Here is a 17,674-nt window from a genome sequence, read left to right on the forward strand (position 1 = left end):
CGTCGCTCACCCATTCAGGCCAGGCACCTGAGCTGGCACCTCGTCTGGCTCATCAGGCCCCAGCGTGCAACTTCCGCCGGTCCTCTACTCGCGCACTAGCCGTCTTCGACTCGCCGCCGGTAGCGCGCGGCAGGCTATCGGGCGGCACCAGCTCCACCTTGGGTGTATTGCCCGTGACCGATTTAACCGCCTCCGCCATCGCTCGGGCCAGCTCCTGGCAACGCTCGTTCTGCTCCAACAGCTGCCGCTCCTTGACCTCGACCTTGAGCAGGAAGGTGTCCAGCCCATCGTGGCGATCGACAATGATGCGGAAGTTCGTGCCGGTCTCGGGAAAGCGTAGCAGAGCCGCCTCTACCTGACTGGGGAAGACCAGCAGACCACGAATGGAGACCGCATCATCGGTGCGCCCTTTGATGGCTCCGATTTTCGGATGAGTGCGTCCACAAGGACAGCGCTCTTCCCACCAGAGACGCGAGAGATCACGGCTGCGGTAGCGAATCATGGCTGTTCCCTCGCCCGTGAGCCAGGTCCAGACAAGCTCCCCTTCCTGGCCTTCCTCCACCCATTCACCGGTTTCGGGATCGATGCACTCCACCAGGAAGGTATCGGCCCAGGCGTGCATACCCTGGCGCTCCTGGCACTCGCAGGTCATGCCCGGCCCGAGAAACTCGGTCATGCCAAACTCATCGTAGGCTGTGATGTGAAAGTACTCTTCCAGTTTCAGACGTGTCTCCCAGGGCCAGGGTTCAGCCCCGAAGAGGCCGATGCGCAACCTGGTGCGCGTAAAGTCGATGCCCAGCTCGCGCGCCTTGCGCCCCAGATAGAGGCCGACGGAAGGGGTCATACACATAGCGCTGACTCCGAAGTCAACGATAAACTCAAAAATGCGCTCGTACTGGCGCGCGTCTGATCCCATCGGGATGACCATGACGCCCATCTCCAGGGCCCCATAGTGGAAGCCAAAACCACCGGTCGGTAGCCCATAACCGTAGCAGTTCAAGAGGATATCGCCGGGACGCAGACCAACCATCCAGAGCTCGCGAGCGTTCAATTCAGCCCAGTTCTGCAGATCGCGCCGCGTGGCAAAGACGGGTACGCTCTTGCCAGTCGTGCCGCTGGTGGCATGTACCTCTAAGGCCCCCTGCTCGCCTCCAGGCGGTACCATCGCCATACCATAGGGGTAAGCCGCACGCACGCTCTTCTTTTCAAGAAAAGGCAGCTTCTGAATATCTTCCAGGCTTTTAATATCTTCTGGCTTGACGCCAGCTTCATCATAGAGCTGACGATAGAATGGATTCTGTCTATAAGCACGAGTGACAACCGCCTGCAGGCGCTCCAGTTGGAGCGCGCGCAGGCGCTCGCGGGGCAGGGTTTCGATCTCTTCGTTGAAATATTTCCGATCGCTCATGGGCAGCACCTCCGCCACTATTCTACCATTGCTCTCTGTGGGCGTCTATGTAAGCGAGAGTGCTGGCCCACCTGGATAGGCAGGCCAGGCAGATGATATGGTATCATGTCTGGCGGAACACTGCAGGGGAAGGGCCGAGCCAGCACCACCACGTTCGGTACTCTTTTCCCCTTCTTATCCTTATCCTTATTCTTAGCTCATCTGTTTTGCGAGGAAGGAGCAGGGGGTCTTTCTATGGCTGAACAGGGCCTTCGGGCCGTGATCTGGGACCTGGATGGGGTGATTATTGATAGCGCGCAGGCCCATTTCCGGGCCTGGCAGCGCCTGGCTCAAGAGGAGGGGTGGAGGCTGAGCGAGGAGGAGTTCCGCGCGACCTTTGGGATGCGCAACGATCGCATTATCCCGCTGCTCTGGGGAGAGATGCCTCCCGAGCGGATTCGCGCTCTTTCGGAGCGCAAGGAAGCCTATTTTCGTGAGCTGGTGCGCCAGAATCCCCAAAGTTTGGCGCTGCCGGGAGCACTAGAGCTACTCCAGGCCGTGCATGAGGCCGGCATCGCGCAGGCTCTGGCCTCGTCCACGCCACCTGAGAATATCGCGCTGATCAGCGAGCTGTTGGGCCTGCAGCGCTATCTGCAGGTCCTGATTTCGGGAGAAATGGTGGAGCGTGGCAAGCCCGCCCCAGATATCTTTTTGAAGGCCGCCGAAGCCCTGCAGGTGCCACCCTCCGCTTGTGTGGTGATTGAAGATGCGGTAGCCGGTATCGAGGCGGCCCACGCCGCGGGCATGCGCTGCCTGGCGGTCGCGACCACGCGCGAGCCGGAGGCTTTGTACGAGGCCGACCTGGTAGTGCGCTCGCTCTCCGAGGTGAACGTAGAGCGCCTGCGCGCTTTGATTCCTGCCTCTTGAGAGTCCAGCCCCTTGGAGGCGCTGGACCCGCTCGCCCGATCCGCTGGCGGGCCTTCAAGCCCAAGACGGGCTTGCGGCTCATTGCGCAATCGGCTATACTCTCACTCAGGTGGGGCGAGGTTTCTTCCCCGTCTCTCCTTGGCTTTCTTCAGTCAGCGCCTGACGACTACGGAGGTGTAGGGGTCCCGGTGGGCCTCGCCGTCTTCAAAACGGTTGGGGGGTCGCTGCGCGCGGTCCCTGGTGGGTTCGACTCCCATACACCTCTGCTTCCCTGTTCCCCTCGCTCTGCAGCCTCATGTCGCTCTGCGTCTGCCCTGCCCTGATGGAAGTGCCCTTCGACTGAACGCTCTACTGATCTAGTCTGCTCTGCTCGTTCCCCTTCCTGGCTATCTTTACCATCTTCTGATGCCATCCTCCCTACAAGTCGTTCTGAATCCTGTGGAGGAACATTTACCCCTTTCCAAGCGTCTCTCTATCTACGGAAATGCTTGCAAGAAGAAAGGCGCAGAAAGCAATGGACTATCCCCAGCTATCTTTACGGTATCTGCAGCAAGCATCGAGGAGAGCTAGCAAACTCGGGCCGAGGCTAAAGCGCTGGCTGGTTGGCGCCGGTCAGGTGGCGCTACTGCTGCTGGTGGCGCTGTTGATCCAGTGGCCCGCCCCGGTGAGTGACGATCAGCTGGTGGCCGCCTGGCCTGGCAGCGATCTCGTGGTGAGCCACTGGCCGATGGTTCTGGAGCTACAGCGTACAGTTGCTCAGGCGCACCGCCTTCCACTGTGGAATCCCTATTTCGGCGGTGGCCTGCCTCTGGGTGCCGATCCCCTGGCGGCTCTCTTCTATCCACCCACACAACTGGTGTATTTCTTCTCGCTGCGCCACTACTTCTTTCTATTGATGACGCTGCATTTCTTCTGGGCTGGTTTGGGAACACTGCTGCTGGCGCGCCGCGTTCTCGCGCTGCCGCGCTGGCCGGCGCTGGTGGCGGCGGTTAGCTATATGGCCACGCCACGCCTGATCAGCCATCTGGGGGCCGGTCATGTGACAATTATGCAGACGGTCTGCTGGTACCCCTGGTTGGCGCTGGCTGCCTGGGCCACCGTGCGCCAGCCGCTGCGCTGGGGTCCGGCCCTGGCCTTCTGCGTGGCTATGACCTTGCTGGCCGGCCATCCGCAGATGGCCTACTACGGCCTGCTGATGCTGGCCGCTGTCTCTCTCTGGTTCCTGCTGCAGCGTCTCAGACAGGCCGGCAGGCGTCCGGCCCTGCTTTCTGCCAGCTGCCTCCTGGTAGCCTGCGGTCTGGGCGTGGCTCTGGCCGGCGTCCACCTTTTGCCTCTGCAGGAACTGATGCGCTACTCAACGCGGGCTTACGCCCTGCACCCCCATGATCAGATTACGCTGACACAGTTCCTTCAGGCGCTGGTGAATACCCCACCGCCGGGCTGGCTAACCTGGGAGGGCATGATTGCCCCGGGCCTGAGCGTGCTCTGCCTGGCGGCCTTCGGCACGGCCAGCCGCACGCGCAAAGCCTGGCTGCTGGTGCTGGCCGTGATGCTGGTCGCCAGTCTGGCAATGGGGCAGTCCTCGAAGGTCTACCATGTGGTCCAGCATCTTCTGCCAGACTTCGACCGCTTCCGTGGCCTGGCACGCATCTGGTTCCTGGGCCTGTTGGGGATCGCGCTGCTGGCCGGTCTGGGCACCAGTACCGTGACAGAAGCTCTGCGGCGACTGAGCCGAGCTGCGAGTCTGGGCGCAGGAGCACTCTTGTTGGCTCTGGTGGTCACCAACCTGACGCTGCTCGATCAGCACTACTCGCAGGTTGGCTCCGTGAGCCTCATCACGACACCCCCGCGCCTCGCTCTGGCCGCGCAGCAGCTGGCCGGCGATGGACGCATCTACAGCCTGCAGGAAAATATTCCACAGCTGACCGCTGCTGAGTTGGAGTTACGCCTGGCCGATGGAGCTGATCCGCTGCTGGTCGGCGCTTACGTCCAGTATATGGACCGCGCCGGTGGGTACTACGGGACTGGCTATCAGCAGCGGATTCCCTACGATGCCCCCTGGGTCCACCCTGACCCGCGTCTACTCGGCCTGCTGCACGTCACAGTACTGGTTTCAAAGCGCCCGCTTCACGATAGTCATCTGCTTCTCGTCGGCGAGATCGACGGGACCTTCCTCTACCGCAATAGTCTTGACGCCGGGCCGGCTTACCTGCTGCGCCCCGGACCGGATGGCCAGCCGCCAAGCCTGGCCCATTACCAGCCTCTACCAGCGACGGTCCAGCTGCTGCGCCTGCAGGACGATGAACAGAGCTTCCGCGTGACCAGCGCCACAGGCGGCTACCTGGTGGTGGCTACGACAGCTTACCCAGGCTGGATAGCCATACTCGACGGGCAGCGCATGCCAGTGCAGAGTTTCGCCGGTCTGATGCCGGCCATTCGCGTCGGACCGGGGACACACACCCTCAGTTATCTCTATCGTCCCGCCTCGGTGCTGAGAGGCACGGCTCTTTCTGCGCTCGGCCTGCTGACGCTGCTGTTCTGGCTGGCCGGCTGGCAACTCTATCGACGGGGGCGCCTCCCGCGCATTTTCCCGCGCTGGCCAGACAGATCGCGCGCTGCTCCGGTCGGTTCAGCATCCAGCGCGGCTTCGCCCGAGCAGGCTCCTTCGTCAGAAGGCGAGATCGCCGCATCGCTCGGCCAGGAGTAGCGTAGCGCAAAGGAAGAGCGACAGGGCAAGCTCCAGCGGCCCCCACAGCACAGCTCAGCTCAGCGCAGTCGCTCTTCCTTTGCCTTTGCCAGGATCGGATAGGGTCAGGGAAGTTCCACTTCCAGCCAGCTCAGTGCGCTTGTGGTTCGGGCGTCGAGGAGAGTGAGCGGCCACCAACGGCAGATCTGCCGGGCTGCGTGCGACGGGGCAGGAAGCTGCCAGCGACGCGCGCCCCCAGCGTCCGTGGTACCAGGTGCGTGCCGAAGGCCATCAGCTTGTTGAGCAGGCCCGGGACAACCTGGCTGCGTCCCCGTTCCAGAGCGCGGAGACTGGCGGTTACTACCTGTTCAGGGGAGAGAATGCCGCCAGGCATGTCTTCCTGTGAGGTGCCTATGACCGCAAAGAAGTTGGTGGCGACGGGGCCAGGACAGACGGCCAGAACCCGCAGTCCCTGGCGCCGATATTCGGTCCAAAGCGCCTGGCTGAAGGAGAGAACGAAGGCTTTGGTAGCGGCATAGACGGCCATGTGGGGAATGGGCAGGAAGGCCGCCAGTGAGGCCAGATTAATGACAGCTCCCTCACCCCTGGCCAGCATCGCGGGGAGCAGCGCATGGGTGAGGTCAACAAGAGCTGTCACGTTGAGCATGATCTCCTCATGCTCACGCTCGGCAGACTGCTCGGCAAAGGGACCATAGGTACCGAAGCCAGCGTTGTTGATGAGCAGGTCGACGTTGAGGCCACGCTCTCGGACAGCGCTGGCCACTTGGGTCGCTGCTCCCTCACGACTGAGATCGCTCACGATAACTTCGGCCTGGATACCATGCCGCTCGTGCAGCTCACTGGCAAGCTGCCGCAGGCGCTCCTCCGAACGCGCCACGAGGATAAGCCGCATGCCACGCGCCGCCAGAGCTTGCGCAAAGGCGAGACCAATACCCGATGAGGCCCCTGTAATCAGGGCCGTCTTGCCACGATAGTGATATGCCAAGAGCATCCTCCTGTTTTTTCACCTTTCGCCAGACAATCGCTGCTTGCTCGTTACTCTTCCACTCATTGGCCCTCCACTTGCCTCCGAGCGCCGTTCACCTTGACAGCGCTCCCCTTGCTGTGACAGGCTGTAGAGAGAAAGGTCAGCAAGCAGATGGGAAGCAGAGGCAAGCGCGCCCGAGCCGCTCCTGCCGACTCAGAAACTGGCAGTCGTTGCCTGGGCCCGACCCGGCGCCGTGAGGCACAGGTGCCCGCTCCCTTTCTTTAGAGAATAGTAGCGCTGGCATGCAGGGTTAATTCAAGATCATCGTTCCCCTCTAGCCCGATCAGCCTGGTTGTCATGACCGTAGATGAAAATCCTGATCAATCGCAATTTCGCGCTGCTCTGGCTCGGTCAGGCCATTTCCAACCTGGGCGACGTGATTCTAGGAGCCGCGCTGGTACTTTGGATCGCTAACGATTTGGGACGGGGGCGCTCCTGGGCGCCGGTGGCAGTCAGTGGGGTCTTTATCGCTGAGTACGCGCCGGTGGCGATCATCGGCCCGCTGGCTGGCGTCTTCGTCGATCGCTGGTCACGGCGGTTGACCATGCTGCGCACCGACGGCTTGCGCCTGGCTCTGACCGGCTGCCTGGCCTGGGCCCTTTCTCCTACCGTGCCCTTCTTCGGTGAATTGGAGCCACCACTTGGCTGGCAGCTCGGCGCCGTCTACACTGTGGTGCTGCTCGACCAAAGCTGCGGCCAGTTTTTTAATCCCGCACGCCTGGCGCTGATCGGCGACATCGTCGGACCAGAGGACCTGGCGCGGGCCACGAGCCTGAGCCAGGCGACGATGGGCCTCTCCGTCATCGTTGGGCCTGCCATTGGCTCACTGCTGGTCTTCAATTTCGGTATCCAGTGGGCCGTGATCGCCGATGCCCTCTCCTTCGCCGTTTCATTCCTGACCATCGCTATGATCCGCGCTCCGGTCGAGAAGCGCCTGGAGGGCGATCATATTAGCTTCAGCCAGGAGTTCCGCGCCGGGCTGCATGTTCTGCTTGGCAGCCGCGGGCTATTGGCCGTCCTGTTGGCCAGCTTGCTGAGCATGAGCGCCTTCGGGGCCCTCAATGCCCTGGCCATCTTTTTTGTGACCGACAACCTGCATGCCCAGCCGAACCTCTATGGCCCGCTGGGCACAGTGCTTGGCTTGGGGGCCATCGTCGGGGCCTTGATCGCCGGGCTGATCGCCAATCGCCTTGGTCTAGCGCGCCTGCTGTGGGGGGCGACCTTCGCGTTGGGACTGACCACGCTGCTGTTGGCCCGCATGACCAGCGTCGGCCCGGCTTTCGCGCTGATCTTCCTGGTAGGCGCAACCTGGATCGCCGTGAATGTGGCCGTCGAGCCGCTGGTGCTGCGGCTGACGGCCCGTGAGTTTGTTGGTCGAGTGACAGCGGTACTCACGCCAGCGGGCAGTCTGGCCTCGGTTCTGAGCGCCGCTCTGGCCGGCTCCCTGGTGAGTACCGTGCTACACGATTTCCGGGGTAGCGTGCTTGGTCTGGCTTTTGGTCCGGTGGATACCTTCTTCTGCGGCATCGGGGCCCTGGTGCTGCTGGGCAGTGTTGCAGTACGTCTCTTGATGCACGAGGTGCATTTCCTGGATGAGCAACCGAAGCCCGAGACGCCGACGCTGATGTCTCCCAGCGATCAGGCCAAGGCTCCTGATTCGTAGCCCGGCCTCACTCGCTGCCGCCCTCTTCCAGCTTCGCCAGCTCCTCTTCGAGTTTCTGCATCCGTTGACGACGCAGCCGAGCCCGCTCGATAATGGCGCGCTCCTCATCGTCGCCAGGGACAAGCGGGGGGACCGGCGTCGGTTTGCCATGCTCATCGAGAGCTACGTAGATCACCCGGCTGCTGGCTACGTGCCGCACTTCGCCAGTCAGGGGGTCCTCCGCTGTGACACGCACGCCGACCTCCATGCTGGTACGTCCCACATACTGCAGCTCGCAGTGCACTGAGACGACGTCTCCTAAATAGGCCGGCGCGAGGAAATCAAAACGCTCAACCCGCGCGGTGACTACATTGCGGTGCGAATGCTTGATGGCAACCACTGCCGCCGCCTCGTCGACCATACGCATGATGACACCGCCGTGGACATTGCCGTTGGCATTGGCGTCAAGGACACCCATGAGACGGCTGCTAGTGGTACGTGAGTAGGCGATGGTATGTCCCTGGCTGCTGTCGATCGCTGGACGTGAGGTCGCTCGCTCTTTCGCCTTGTCGAACAGCTCCATGTGCTCCTTTCACTCCGTCTATTGGTGGTCGATGGGTTCGCTAGACTAGACTCTGGTGCTCTCGAAGAGGAAAGCCTCTCCGCGCCTTCAGCTCGTGAAGGCGAAGGATTGGAGCATCGGCTGAAATTCTCCTTGATCAGCCAGCTCGAAGATCTCCTGGGCAGTGGCGTAGGCAATGGTAAAGCCCTGGGTTTGAGGCGAGTTCGCTGGATGGTTGACGGCCAGGACAACGATTTTGACCGTGACTGGATTAGGCTGGCCCTGGACGCGCAGGTCACCAGTGGCCGCTCCCTGGTTCCACTGCTCACCGGCCACGGTCGCGGTCGGGGCAACGCTAACCGGTTGGTAGTGAGTAACCTGCGAGCGGAAGAGCTGCAGCCCAACCGAGACCTGATCTGGCGCTGAGATAAGACCACTCGGATTGGGCTGGACATGCACCGAGAGATAGGCGATGCCCTGGGGATCAGAAAAGGTGACGAAGCCTGGCTTGCTGGTGTCAACTTTCCAGCCACGCGGATAGCCGATGACGTAGCCATTGCCGCGATAACTGACAAGATTGCCTGTCGAGGCAGTACTGGAGGCTACAATCGGCTTGCTCGTCGGTGTCGGCGTTGGGGCACTTCCCGTGCCACCAAAGAGATTGCAGGCGCTCAAGACACTTAGCAAGATCAAGGAGCAACCCGCTCCCAGGAAGAGGCGTGTAAGTTGTTTGATCAGGTTCTTCATGATCGGGCAGTTCCTCCACAGGAGAGTAGATATTTGCCCGCTGATGATCGGCGTGCAAACTGCTCAGCTTGGTGCACCGCCTATTATAGCAGGCAGGCTCAGAGCGAGCCAGGCCCGTGGCCTATCTGTGCCCATCTCCGGCCTCCTCTCATGCCGAAGATAACGCTTCTTCCCTCGCCTTTTGTGGGTTAGTTCGTTCCCCACCTCATCACCGACACCATAGTTATGCTCCGAGTGTGAGAATCAACGCTCTGGCTGTGTCTTCGCCGAGAACTGCCTGCCCTATCGTCCAGGACAGGGCCATTCTCGCAAGGGCCAGAGATTACCTCAGCCACAACCTGATTCAACAGGAGACAGATCGGCAATGTCGGAAGAGACGACCATGCGTGAAACAGATTCTCCCTTTCTTGTTTCTCCACTTTCTCCACTGGAAGCCACCTGGCTTCGCCTGGCTCAGTCGGGTTCCTGACCAGCGAACGTCTCAGACTGGCATTGACGGCAGTTGCCAGTGTGGATCTTGCGCCTGCCAGCAGGCTGCGACAGAGCGCAGCTAACTGCTCTTGGGCAGAGCATTGAGGAAGAGATTGGCCGCTGGCGAGTCGTGGCGGGCAAGGGGCTAGCCCAGAGTGAGAGTCAGCTTCGTTATCTCTGCTCTTTACCCTTGCTCGTGAGCACGCTCTTGCAGCCAGCGGAGGAGACGGGCCAGCTCGTGTGTCTCCTCCGCTGGCTCCAGTTCCCCGCCTCAGCGCCGATGGGGGGTAGCAGAGCACAAGGCGGTCCTCATACTTCCGCCGCTTCGGCCTTGCTTGTGGCGACTCTCTTCGAGCGCCTCACTGTCTTTGGCCAGCAAGCCAGCGCGCTGACAGCGGCCAGCGTCGGAGCCTTGACCCGTTGGGACACTCAGGAGGCTCAGCGCCTCTGGCGATGGCAACGCTACTTTCGCTGCCACCTTGCCAGCCTGCAGCACGATCTGCTCTCCAGCCTGAGTATTCCCGAGCCAGGAGCGCGGCCACTGGAGCCTGGCCACGAAGGTCGTCAACGCCGGCTTATGCTCCTTTGGAGCTGCCTCTCCTCGCTGCGCGACCTTAGCCTCCACGGGAGCACGTTCTGCGAGCGACTGGTCTACCTGGTCGAGGGGCCGCGAGACATTCGTGCTCTGCAACGGATTGAGCGCCAGTTCCAGATTTGCCGCCCTCCAGAGCAAGAGCAGAGGCCAGAGCACCGTCGGGCGCCCCCCTGACTGGGGTCGGCGGTTAGACAGGCGCAGGGCGAGCATGTCCCGCCAGCCGGCTAGACCCTCTCAGGCTGGCGCCTCGCCCCCGATCCAATCAGAGTCGAGCCGAGCCGTCAGGCGAGCTGCAGCTCCTCGATAGCGCGCAGCACCTCCTGAGCATGCCCATCTGGCTTGACACTGCGCCAAATCTTGCGTATGACCCCATCGCGATCGAGGAGGAAGGTCATGCGCTGCACACCGAGGTACTTGCGACCGTAGAGGGTCTTCTCTCCATAGGCGCCGTACTGGCGCGCGACCACGGCCCCTACGTCGGCGAGGAGGGGAAAAGGCAGATGGTATTTCTCGGCAAAGTCGCGATGCGAATCTACCTCATCGGCGCTGATGCCGAGTACGGCAATGCCACGCCGACGGAACTCAGGATGCATATCGCGGAAGTTACAGGCTTCAGTGGTGCAGCCAGGAGTATTATCTTTCGGATAGAAGTAGAGTACAACGACGCGCCCGCGTAGATCAGCCAGATGCAGCTGATCACCGCTGGTCTCATCGCCGCCCACGACAGGCAGCGTGAAGTCGGGGGCCGGCTGGCCCTCCTCTAGCACAACGTGCTCTATGGTTTCGCTCATCGCTGGTCCTTTCGTTCCATGCCATAATATGACCCTGCGTCCGCGAATAGAGACGGAGCCGGCAGTGGGTCAGCGCCCAAGGCGCTGCTTACACAGTATCACCACTGCCCTGCCGCTGGCAAGGCCAGATGCGCGCCATAGCCTAGGCGCCAGGTTTTAGCTTGAGCAGCCGCTCGGCATTGCCGTGGGCGATCTTCTCGCGATCGGCAGGACTGAGGGGAGCCTGCTCCAGGAAGGCCCGCGCCTGCCTGTCTTGAACATAGGGGTAGTCCACAGAGTAGAGAATGCGATCAGCCCCTACGATCTGCAGCGTCAGCAAAAACGGCGGCAGCGTGAACAGGCCGCTGGGCGTAATATAGAAGTGCTCCAGGAAGTAGTCAGCTACTGGCCGCTGCAGATGGGTGGCGGCAGGAGTCAGCGTCTGGTTGATACGCGCCAGGTAGAAGGGGATCATTTCGCCCCAGTGCCCAAGGATCATTTGCAAGCGCGGATGGCGATCAAAGACGCCGGATAGGATCAGATGCAGCGCATGAATGCCGGTTTCCAGGTGCCAGCCCCAGCCTGCAGTTGCAAAGACGGTCGTGACGTTGGGGGGAAGCCCGGCGTAGCAGGAGGCGATGACCGGCTCCGGAGGCGGCGCTGGATGTAGATAGATGGGAACATCCAGGGCTTCGGCAGCTTCTAGTACAGGGCGGAAACGTGGATCATCCAGAAAGAGGCCGGCAACGCGCCCGTTGATCATGGCCCCCTTGAAGCCTAGCCTGGAAACGGCGCGCTCGAGCTCGCGGGCCGCTGCCTCGGGATCAGTCAACGGCAGGGCGGCAAAGCCGGCGAAACGCTCGGGATGGGCCTGAATGGCAGCGGCCAGGCGATCATTGACCTCGCGCATGAGCGCGACCGCCTCCGCAGGCGGGATGGTCGGGAGAGCCAGAGCCGTGTAAGAAAGGACCTGCATATCGATGCCCATCTCCTCCATCGCCCGAAGCCGTCCCTCACCAAGATCTTCTAGCTCGCTCTCAGGCGGGCGATAGCCAACGGGACGGAAGCCCTCTTCCTGGGGCTGCCACTGCGCAGCAGCTCGATTGATCTCTGCAATTTGAAAGTGCTCTTCAAGTGCAATGATACGCATATTTTTCACCTTCTCCTTCAATCAATGGTCTGGTCGCGGCTTTCAGCTGCGCGATCAGCGAGAGCAGGAGAGGCCAGCGTTCTCTTGCCAGCACCCTTCTTCTTTTGATCATAGGGCTGACCTGCCAGATCTAGCTTGCAGGCCGCGAGCGGCAGGCCCTACCTCGACCTCGCTACGGAGCTGGCTTCTCGCCGTGCCCAACCAGAGCCTGCCGCCTGCGGCCAATGAGGCGCGCCAGGCTGACCATAGCTGGGATGAGCATCCAGCAGCCTATTACTAGCAGCGTGGCACTTGTGAAAAGCAGCAGCAGCAACGAAGATAACAGGAGTACTGAGAGGGGCAGACCATAATACAGGGCATGCTCCCACCTTTGATGACCAATCGTGCGCTCCAGGAGCTGGCGGTGAAAGACAGCGTACCAGGTTAGCAGGACCAGGGCCAGACCACAACCGGCCAGGTTAAGGGTATAGAGAGCTATCGCTGGAGATATAGTCGGATAGCAGCCAAACACGTTCATTGATACCGGCAAGAGGGTCACCAAAAAGAGAAAGAGCAGGCAAAGTGCAGAGAAGCCTCCATCAACCACAGACATCCGATCCATCAAGCGATGCTGAGCATACCAGTAGGAGGAACACAAGAAAAATATCATAATATGAATAAAGAAACGTGGTACGGAAGCAGGGAGAGCAATGCACTGAAAACAGCGAAAGGTTCAAGGGCATCCGGCAGACGAATATTGAGGACAAAGAAAGACAATTGGCTTGAGCTAGGTCCTCTCCCTCCCTCCCTGGAAGCTGATACCCCCAAATGTCTCCCCACAGCCAAGCCAGATCAGGAAGGGGAGAAGAGAGCATTCACCCCTGGACCAGAGCAGAGCCAGGCAGCCCCAGGAAGAGAATACCGTTTTTACTCGTTCAACAGCATAGCAGCCGGCACCCTGGCAAGCAAGAGGTCAGAAAGAAGGGTCAGTCAGAGCCAGGCTCTTACCTTCCATCTGAAGGAGCGCATGAGAGAGCGGCGCGCGGGCAGGCTCTTCTTCAGGCCAGCATCCCACGCGCCGTCAGCCATAGGTGCGCCCTGCCTGGCGGTAGCCCGCGGACGTTATTTCAGCGCCAGCATGCGGTCGAGGGCGACCCGGGCCCAGTGGGCCACCTCGGGGGCCACCTTGACCTGGTTGATGACCTGGCCGTCAACGAGAGCCTCCAGGACCCAGGCCAGGTACGCCGGATGGATACGGTACATGGTCGAGCAAGGGCAGACGATCGGGTCGAGGCAGAAGATCAGCTTGTCGGGGTGCGCCTGAGCCAGGCGATGGACCAGGTTGATTTCGGTTCCCACCGCCCATTTACTGCCCGCCGGCGCCTGCTCGATCTGCTGGATGATATACTCGGTTGATCCGTAGAGATCGGCGGCCTCCACCACTTCACGCCGGCACTCGGGATGGACGATGACCGTGATGCCAGGATAGTCGGCACGGGCCTTGGCGATCTGCTGCACGGTGAAGCGCATATGAGTGGAGCAGTAGCCTTTCCAAAGGATGAGGCGCGCGCGTTGCAGCCGCTCCTCATCGTCGAGCGTCTCCTGGGGATTCTTGGGATTCCAGACGACCATCTCCTCCTCGGGGATGCCGTAGGCGTGGCCGGTATTGCGCCCGAGGTGCTCGTCGGGGAAGAAGAGCAGCCGTCGCCCGTGACTGAAAGCCCACTCCATGACCTTGAAGGCATTGCTGGAGGTGCAGACAATGCCCCCATGCTCGCCACAGAAGGCCTTGAGACTGGCCGCCGAGTTGATGTATGTGACTGGCACGAGGCCGGCCTCCTCCCCCAGGACCTCGTTGAGCGTCTCCCAGCACTCTTCAACCTCGGCAATGCTGGCCATATCGGCCATTGAGCAGCCAGCGGTCGGGTTGGGCAGGATGACTTGCTGATGAGGGGCGCTGAGAATATCGGCGCTCTCGGCCATAAAGTGAACGCCGCAGAAGACGATATAGTCGGCTTCGGGCCGCGCCGCTGCCTGCTGAGCGAGCTTAAAGGAGTCGCCGCGCAGGTCGGCATATTTGATGATCTCGTCACGCTGGTAGTGGTGCCCCAGAATCAGCAGGCGCCGGCCAAGAGCGGCTTTAGCCTGGCTGATACGCCGCTCCAGCTCGGCTCCGTCCATCTCGGCGTAGCGACGCGGGATGTGATCAGCGCGCCCTCCATGCGCATAGTGGTCGCGCGTGGCCGGATGCAGCAAGGGCAGAATACGGCTCTCCTGGCTGGCTTCACAGGCTGTTTGCAAGGCCATGAGACTTCGCTCCTCCTTTCGTGACTGCTTGAACGGTAACGCTCCCGCAGGCAAGGACTACGTGAGAAACTCCAGGGCGACATCCAGATTGGGAGCCGAGTGCGTCAGCGCCCCAAGGGAGATGAAGTCGACGCCGGTGGCCGCCACTGCCGCCAGGCGCTCCGGATCTGGGCCGATACCGCCGGAGGCTTCGAGCAGGAGGCCGGGCGTTTCGGCCCGCACAAAGGCGACGGCCTGACGCAACTGCTCGACCTCCATGTTGTCGAGTAAGATGACGTCGGCTCCGGCCCGTACGGCAGCTCGCACCTCCTCAAGGGTCTCGCACTCAACTTCGATCTTAAGGAGATGTGGCACCTGGCGGCGCACAGCCTCAATGGCAGCGGTCAGGCCGCCGGCAGCCTTGATATGGTTGTCCTTGATAAGAATGCCATCGCTGAGGCCGAAGCGGTGGTTATGGCCTCCGCCCAGGCGCACAGCCTCTTTTTCGAGGGCCCGCAGCCCAGGGGTGGTCTTACGCGTATCGAGAATGCGCACGCCGGTGCCGGCCACGGCTCGAACGCAGCGCGCGGTCAGGGTGGCGATGCCGGAGAGGTGGCCGAGGAAGTTGAGGGCCACGCGCTCGGCACTCAGGAGAGCGCGCGCCGGTCCGCTGAGGACGGCCAGCGTCTGATTGGCGATGACCGCCTCTCCATCGCTGACACGCGCCTCGCTCTGGACACGCTCATCGAGCAGGCGAAAGGTCGCCAGGGCCACGGCCAGGCCAGCTACGACTCCCTCGCGTCGCGCCAGCAGAACGGCCTGGGCCTGGGCCTCGGCAGGCACTGTACACAGGGTGGTGAGATCACGATAGGCTCCATCTTCGATTAGAGCCTGCCTGATCAGGTCAAGCGGGAGTTCAGACATACGGTCTTCCTTTGTGCTGGAGAGCTGGGCGACTCGTCACTTCGACGCTCTCAAGAGCTGGCCGCAGGACGAGACTGACGCCGGAGAGCGACGGATCAGGCTGGGGATAGTCGCTACGCCAGTGGCTGCCGCGACTTTCACGACGCGCCAGAGCAGCCTGCACAACGAGAGCAGCGCTATCGAGCATGTTGGCGGTCTCTAGCCAGCCCCGCCCAACTGGCTCGTGCGGGGCACGCGGACGAGCCGCTTCAACAAAGCGAGCCTGCAACCGCTGAAGCGTTTGCCAGGCGCTGCGCAGCCCGTCCTCGTCGCGGCAGAGCGAGACTGAGCGCCACATCAGGTCTCGTAGCTCACGCTGGAGAGCGCGCGCCAGTTCCTCTGGCCCGACCCAGGCTGGAGGCAGCGGCCAGGGATAAGCCTGGTCCTGAGCGGAGAAGAGCGACAGTCTCAGCTCGCGCTGCCGTCGTCCGGAAGCGCCGGAAGCCTGCTCAGGGGCCTCTCCAGGTAGGAGCGCGGCGAGGCGACGCCCAAAGACCAGTCCTTCAAGCAAGGAGTTACTGGCAAGGCGATTGGCCCCGTGCACACCAGTACAGGCGACTTCGCCGACAGCATAAAGATGAGGAATACTGCTGCGACCTTGCAGGTCGACCTGAATTCCGCCCATGCAGTAGTGGGCTGCCGGCGCGACGGGCAGCAGATCATGGGCCAGATCCAGGCCGTGACGACGGCAAAGGGAGGCAATGGTCGGAAAGCGCGCATACATCCGCTCATCAGGAAGATGGGTCAGGTCGAGGTATTGGCAATCTACCCCCTCGGTCAGCATCTCGCTGAGGATGGCCCGTGCCACCACATCGCGCGGAGCCAGCTCGGCCAGGGGATGGTAGCGCGGCATGAAGCGCTCGCCGGCATGGTTGCGCAGATAGGCCCCTTCGCCACGGACGGCCTCCGAAATGAGGTGAGTGGCGCCGTTGACCTTGAGCACAGTCGGATGGAACTGGACAAACTCAAGGTCGGCTAAAGCGGCCCCAGCACGCCAGGCCAGGGCCAGGCCATCGGCGGTAGCTCCGGCGGGATTGGAGGTGTAAGCCCAAAGACTGCCTGTGCCGCCGCAGGCCAGAACTGTGTGGCGCGCTTCGACGACAAAGGGCTGTCCCTGCCGATCAAGGGCCTGCAGACCACTGCAGCCAGCCTCGTCAACGAGCAGAGCGCAGACAGGAGTGTCGGCGTAGATGGTGATCTGGGAACGGGCCTTGAGGGCGGCCAGAAGGGCCCGCTCGATTTCGGCCCCGGTGGCGTCGCCACCCGCGTGGAGGATGCGCCGCCGGCAATGAGCCGCTTCCTGACCTAAGAGCAGACCGTCAGCGGTCGTGGCTTCGGTACTCTCTCCAGGCACGGCGCGATCAAAACGGACGCCCAGCTCGATCAGCCAGCGCACGGCTGCCGGCGCTTCTTCAACGAGGACACGTACGGCCTCTGGATCGCAAAGGCCAGCCCCCGCCGCCAGGGTGTCCGCGTAATGGAGTTCGGGACTGTCGTCCGGCCCCAGTGCCGCCGCCAGCCCTCCCTGCGCATAGCGCGTGTTGCTCTCCCCCAGCCGCCCTTTAGTAAAGAGGGCAACTCGCCAGTCAGGCGGCAGGCTGAGAGCCACGGTCAGGCCGGCGATGCCAGCGCCCACAATGGCTACATCAAATCTCTGGCAGCTCGCCATGATGGTCCCTTCTTGTCTCGGTCCACAGCCATTAAGTGTAAAATTTACACTAACTGGCCTCAAAAAAGAAAAAGGTGTATCAAGTACACCAACCGTATTGCTAACAAGTATACCAGCGATCTGTCAGGAAAACAAGGGGCCGGGGAGGTGCTGCCCGGAGAGCACGAGCGCGCTTGCAATCCAGGCCCGGCCCGTTTGTGCCTGCCTGAGCGAATCAGAGAGATCAGGCTACTCACCGATGACTTTCACAATGACACGCTTGTCGCGCTGACCGTCGAACTCAACATAAAAGAGACGTTGCCAGGGGCCAGCGTCAAAGCGCCCGCGCGTGATAGGAATGACCACCTGCAAATGCATCAAGAGATTCTTGAGATGAGCATCACCGTTATCTTCACCGGTGCGATGGTGATGATAGGTAGGCCGCTCGGGGGCCACCTGCTCGGCCCACTCCATGATATCGCGCCAGAGGCCAGACTCCTCGTCCTGGATAATGACGCTGGCCGTCAGGTGCATCGAAGAAACCAGCGCCAGGCCCTCTTGAATGCCACTCTCGCGAATGATGCGCTCGACCTGGTCTGTGATAGGGATAATATCCTTCCGCTTTTTGGTGTGAAAGGTGAGATAGGCCGTATGTGATTTCATCACAACCTCCTGCTCTCTCAGAGATCAGAATCACGAGTCAATAGAGCCGCAGAGCCAGATCCGCCAGTAGGAAGCGCGGATCGGCAAGGAGACATTTTCGTTCAAGTATAGTGCGGACGCCGGTCGTGGGCAATTCACTCGTTCTGGCCA

General features: G+C 61.6%; 15 protein-coding genes and 1 tRNA gene. 5 read left to right on the forward strand and 11 right to left on the reverse strand.

The features are described from left to right. Positions 1-52: 52 nt before the first annotated feature. Complete coding sequence (locus KTAU_RS10905) at positions 53-1,408, reverse strand: phenylacetate--CoA ligase family protein (RefSeq protein ID WP_151728415.1); 1,356 nt, start codon at positions 1,406-1,408, stop codon at positions 53-55. 234 nt (positions 1,409-1,642) lie between these two features. On the opposite strand from KTAU_RS10905, the gene KTAU_RS10910 reads away from it, so the two are divergent. From KTAU_RS10910 to KTAU_RS10920, 3 genes are all read left to right on the forward strand, one after another. Then, positions 1,643-2,314: an HAD family hydrolase gene (locus tag KTAU_RS10910; protein WP_170293223.1), complete on the forward strand. Its 672-nt coding sequence runs from the start codon at positions 1,643-1,645 to the stop codon at positions 2,312-2,314. 170 nt (positions 2,315-2,484) lie between these two features. Further along, positions 2,485-2,581: transfer RNA gene (locus tag KTAU_RS10915), tRNA-Sec, on the forward strand. Between the two features lie 247 nt (positions 2,582-2,828). Beyond that, positions 2,829-5,021, forward strand: coding sequence for a putative glycosyltransferase family protein (locus KTAU_RS10920; protein ID WP_151728417.1), 2,193 nt, complete (start codon positions 2,829-2,831; stop codon positions 5,019-5,021). Positions 5,022-5,151: 130 nt separating this feature from the next. Here the strand turns inward: KTAU_RS10920 and KTAU_RS10925 are convergent, their stop codons facing one another. Further along, positions 5,152-6,012 (reverse strand): SDR family NAD(P)-dependent oxidoreductase, encoded by an 861-nt coding sequence (locus tag KTAU_RS10925; RefSeq protein WP_151728418.1) that lies wholly within the window; start codon positions 6,010-6,012, stop codon positions 5,152-5,154. A gap of 343 nt (positions 6,013-6,355) precedes the next feature. Here KTAU_RS10925 and KTAU_RS10930 point away from each other — a divergent pair, with 343 nt between their 5' ends. Continuing rightward, on the forward strand, positions 6,356-7,711 hold the full coding sequence (locus KTAU_RS10930) for an MFS transporter (RefSeq protein ID WP_151728419.1): 1,356 nt from the start codon (positions 6,356-6,358) through the stop codon (positions 7,709-7,711). A 7-nt stretch (positions 7,712-7,718) separates the two neighbouring features. On the opposite strand, the gene KTAU_RS10935 is transcribed toward KTAU_RS10930, so the two are convergent. Together KTAU_RS10935 and KTAU_RS10940 are read right to left on the reverse strand one after the other, a co-directional pair. After that, the gene (locus KTAU_RS10935) at positions 7,719-8,273 is read right to left on the reverse strand and encodes an acyl-CoA thioesterase (RefSeq protein ID WP_151728420.1); all 555 of its coding nucleotides are present in this window, start codon (positions 8,271-8,273) and stop codon (positions 7,719-7,721) included. A gap of 87 nt (positions 8,274-8,360) precedes the next feature. Beyond that, a complete protein-coding gene (locus tag KTAU_RS10940; protein ID WP_151728421.1) occupies positions 8,361-8,999 on the reverse strand; it encodes a hypothetical protein in 639 nt (212 codons plus the stop codon). A 508-nt stretch (positions 9,000-9,507) separates the two neighbouring features. On the opposite strand from KTAU_RS10940, the gene KTAU_RS10945 reads away from it, so the two are divergent. Further along, positions 9,508-10,239: a hypothetical protein gene (locus KTAU_RS10945; RefSeq protein ID WP_151728422.1), complete on the forward strand. Its 732-nt coding sequence runs from the start codon at positions 9,508-9,510 to the stop codon at positions 10,237-10,239. A gap of 107 nt (positions 10,240-10,346) precedes the next feature. Here KTAU_RS10945 and bcp read toward each other — a convergent pair whose 3' ends face one another. The 7 genes from bcp to KTAU_RS10980 form a co-directional block, all read right to left on the reverse strand. After that, the gene (gene bcp / locus KTAU_RS10950) at positions 10,347-10,856 is read right to left on the reverse strand and encodes a thioredoxin-dependent thiol peroxidase (RefSeq protein ID WP_151728423.1); all 510 of its coding nucleotides are present in this window, start codon (positions 10,854-10,856) and stop codon (positions 10,347-10,349) included. 142 nt (positions 10,857-10,998) lie between these two features. Beyond that, positions 10,999-11,985, reverse strand: a complete 987-nt coding sequence (locus KTAU_RS10955; protein WP_151728424.1) for an amidohydrolase family protein — start codon at positions 11,983-11,985, stop codon at positions 10,999-11,001. 172 nt (positions 11,986-12,157) lie between these two features. After that, on the reverse strand, positions 12,158-12,676 hold the full coding sequence (locus KTAU_RS10960) for a TMEM175 family protein (protein ID WP_228026439.1): 519 nt from the start codon (positions 12,674-12,676) through the stop codon (positions 12,158-12,160). A gap of 410 nt (positions 12,677-13,086) precedes the next feature. Continuing rightward, positions 13,087-14,271, reverse strand: a complete 1,185-nt coding sequence (gene nadA, locus KTAU_RS10965; RefSeq protein WP_151728426.1) for a quinolinate synthase NadA — start codon at positions 14,269-14,271, stop codon at positions 13,087-13,089. A gap of 57 nt (positions 14,272-14,328) precedes the next feature. Further along, entirely contained in the window at positions 14,329-15,174 is an 846-nt protein-coding gene (nadC, locus tag KTAU_RS10970; RefSeq protein WP_151728427.1) for a carboxylating nicotinate-nucleotide diphosphorylase, read from the reverse strand. Next, positions 15,167-16,882: an L-aspartate oxidase gene (nadB, locus tag KTAU_RS10975; RefSeq protein ID WP_151728428.1), complete on the reverse strand. Its 1,716-nt coding sequence runs from the start codon at positions 16,880-16,882 to the stop codon at positions 15,167-15,169. Before nadB ends, nadC begins: the two co-directional genes overlap by 8 nt. Positions 16,883-17,110: 228 nt before the next feature. Next, positions 17,111-17,524: a secondary thiamine-phosphate synthase enzyme YjbQ gene (locus tag KTAU_RS10980; protein ID WP_151728429.1), complete on the reverse strand. Its 414-nt coding sequence runs from the start codon at positions 17,522-17,524 to the stop codon at positions 17,111-17,113. Positions 17,525-17,674: the final 150 nt, after the last annotated feature.

The sequence above is a fragment of the Thermogemmatispora aurantia genome (assembly GCF_008974285.1).
Taxonomy (GTDB): Bacteria; Chloroflexota; Ktedonobacteria; order Ktedonobacterales; family Ktedonobacteraceae; genus Thermogemmatispora; species Thermogemmatispora aurantia.

What these genes read in the sequence shown, in the direction of transcription:
- nadA (WP_151728426.1), bottom strand. Translation starts at nt 14,271, where the DNA reads ATGGCCTTGCAAACAGCCTGTGAAGCCAGCCAGGAGAGCCGTATTCTG.
- KTAU_RS10955 (WP_151728424.1), bottom strand. Translation starts at nt 11,985, where the DNA reads ATGCGTATCATTGCACTTGAAGAGCACTTTCAAATTGCAGAGATCAAT.
- nadC (WP_151728427.1), bottom strand. Translation starts at nt 15,174, where the DNA reads ATGTCTGAACTCCCGCTTGACCTGATCAGGCAGGCTCTAATCGAAGAT.
- KTAU_RS10980 (WP_151728429.1), bottom strand. Translation starts at nt 17,524, where the DNA reads ATGAAATCACATACGGCCTATCTCACCTTTCACACCAAAAAGCGGAAG.
- KTAU_RS10940 (WP_151728421.1), bottom strand. Translation starts at nt 8,999, where the DNA reads ATGAAGAACCTGATCAAACAACTTACACGCCTCTTCCTGGGAGCGGGT.
- KTAU_RS10930 (WP_151728419.1), top strand. Translation starts at nt 6,356, where the DNA reads ATGAAAATCCTGATCAATCGCAATTTCGCGCTGCTCTGGCTCGGTCAG.
- nadB (WP_151728428.1), bottom strand. Translation starts at nt 16,882, where the DNA reads ATGGCGAGCTGCCAGAGATTTGATGTAGCCATTGTGGGCGCTGGCATC.
- KTAU_RS10925 (WP_151728418.1), bottom strand. Translation starts at nt 6,012, where the DNA reads ATGCTCTTGGCATATCACTATCGTGGCAAGACGGCCCTGATTACAGGG.
- bcp (WP_151728423.1), bottom strand. Translation starts at nt 10,856, where the DNA reads ATGAGCGAAACCATAGAGCACGTTGTGCTAGAGGAGGGCCAGCCGGCC.
- KTAU_RS10910 (WP_170293223.1), top strand. Translation starts at nt 1,643, where the DNA reads ATGGCTGAACAGGGCCTTCGGGCCGTGATCTGGGACCTGGATGGGGTG.
- KTAU_RS10905 (WP_151728415.1), bottom strand. Translation starts at nt 1,408, where the DNA reads ATGAGCGATCGGAAATATTTCAACGAAGAGATCGAAACCCTGCCCCGC.
- KTAU_RS10935 (WP_151728420.1), bottom strand. Translation starts at nt 8,273, where the DNA reads ATGGAGCTGTTCGACAAGGCGAAAGAGCGAGCGACCTCACGTCCAGCG.
- KTAU_RS10920 (WP_151728417.1), top strand. Translation starts at nt 2,829, where the DNA reads ATGGACTATCCCCAGCTATCTTTACGGTATCTGCAGCAAGCATCGAGG.